Origin of the sequence: Actinoallomurus acaciae (genome assembly GCF_042429965.1) — a bacterium.
Taxonomy (GTDB): domain Bacteria; phylum Actinomycetota; class Actinomycetes; order Streptosporangiales; family Streptosporangiaceae; genus Actinoallomurus; species Actinoallomurus acaciae.
Genome location: NZ_JBHLZP010001020.1, coordinates 1 through 1,390 on the forward strand (window position 1 = coordinate 1; position 1,390 = coordinate 1,390).

Annotated in this window: 2 protein-coding genes; one reads left to right on the forward strand and one right to left on the reverse strand. The window is 72.4% G+C overall.

What is annotated here, in order from left to right; genetic code table 11:
- Positions 1 to 59 precede the first annotated feature (59 nt).
- Positions 60 to 770 carry a DedA family protein gene (locus ACFFNX_RS50035; RefSeq protein WP_378213539.1) on the reverse strand — a complete coding sequence of 237 codons (711 nt, stop codon included), beginning with the start codon at positions 768 to 770 and terminating at the stop codon, positions 60 to 62.
- 127 nt (positions 771 to 897) lie between these two features.
- Between ACFFNX_RS50035 and ACFFNX_RS50040 the strand changes: the two genes are divergently transcribed.
- Positions 898 to 1,272, forward strand: coding sequence for a hypothetical protein (locus tag ACFFNX_RS50040; RefSeq protein ID WP_378213540.1), 375 nt, complete (start codon positions 898 to 900; stop codon positions 1,270 to 1,272).
- Positions 1,273 to 1,390 lie beyond the last annotated feature (118 nt).

Sequence of the window (1,390 nt, forward strand, 5' to 3'; positions counted from 1 at the left end):
AGGCGCCCGGCCTGGACTCCCTGCCGCCGCCTCCCCCGCCGCGCCCGCACCGGCATTGATCAGTCCGCGTCGGCGGCGGCCGGGGCGCGGCGGCCGCGCAGGCGCTGGGTGACGATCACCCCGGCGACCAGGGCGATGGAGATCCACAGCCCGTAGTGGGAGATGGTCTTGGCGACGTCGACGGCGTCCTGGCCGAGGTAGTAGCCCAGCGCGGTGAGCAGCCCGATCCACAGCAGCGCGCCGACCATGTCGAGCAGCACGAAGGTGATCAGCCGCATGCCGGTCCAGCCGGCGACCACGAACAGCAGCGCCGCCGGCAGGGGCAGGTAGTAGGCGAACACGACGCCCAGCCAGCCCAGCCGGTGCCCGTACCTCTCGGCGCGGGCGACCAGCCGGGCGCCGCGGCGGCTACGGCCCGCGAAGATCAGCAGCATGCCGCGTCCCCAGCGCCGGCCCGCCCACCAGAAGAACGGATCGAACATGATCATGCCGGGGACGGCGGAGACGACGACCAGGAACAGCGGCACCTGCCCGACCCGGGCGAACGCGCCGGCGGTCACGATCGAGGTCATGCTGCCGGTCAGCAACTCCAGCAGCACCGGGTGGTGGCCGATGAGCAGGGGCCGCATCGGGATGATCGCCAGGGCGTACAGGCCGCTCACCGCGATGCCGAACCAGCAGATGAGGTCGGCCCGCCGGGGCCGGCCCGCCCACGGAACGCCGGGCTGTGGCTGCGGGGCCTGCGATGCCCTGTCCTCGGCGGTGGTCATGCCTCGATCGTAGGGTCCGGCCGCCGGGGGCCCGGCGCGCGGACGGGTCGCTGGAGAAATCTTGACGGAGCCGAGGCCCGCCCGGCCGACGGGAACCGAACCCGCCCTTCCGGATGTCCATATCGTTATGAATGCGTCCCACGTCGTCGTCATCGCGATCTTCCTCATCGGCTACCTCGTCTTCGCGCTCAACTACATCTCCGTGACCTTCACCTGGAGGCAGCGCGCGCCGCTGCTGTGGGCGCTGTTGCCCATCGCCCTCGGGATGGCCAGGGTCGATTCGGCCGACATGGTCCTCGCCGGCATCGGCGGTGCGCTGGCGATCATGTCCGCGGCGTTCCACGTGCCCCGGGGAGTCGCCAGGGGCTACTACCGCCGCAAGGCCGAGGGCGAGGACATCCAGTGGGCCGACCTGAACGTGCGGATGCCGCCGGGGTTCCTCTGGCTGCTCGTTCTCGGCGTGGTCGCCTGGGTGTGCGCGTCGGTCGTCGCCCTCAGCTGATGCGCCGGCGCCCCGTGTTCAGGGGCCGACGCCGTCGTAGTCCACCAGCAGCCGCCGGGGGCCGCGCAGCGCGGAACTCGCCCGGTACGGCGGCGGGTCGTCGACCAGCCGGGGGTTC

Coding starts and splice junctions, on each gene's coding strand:
- ACFFNX_RS50035 (WP_378213539.1), bottom strand. CDS start 770: ATGACCACCGCCGAGGACAGGGCATCGCAGGCCCCGCAGCCACAGCCC.
- ACFFNX_RS50040 (WP_378213540.1), top strand. CDS start 898: ATGAATGCGTCCCACGTCGTCGTCATCGCGATCTTCCTCATCGGCTAC.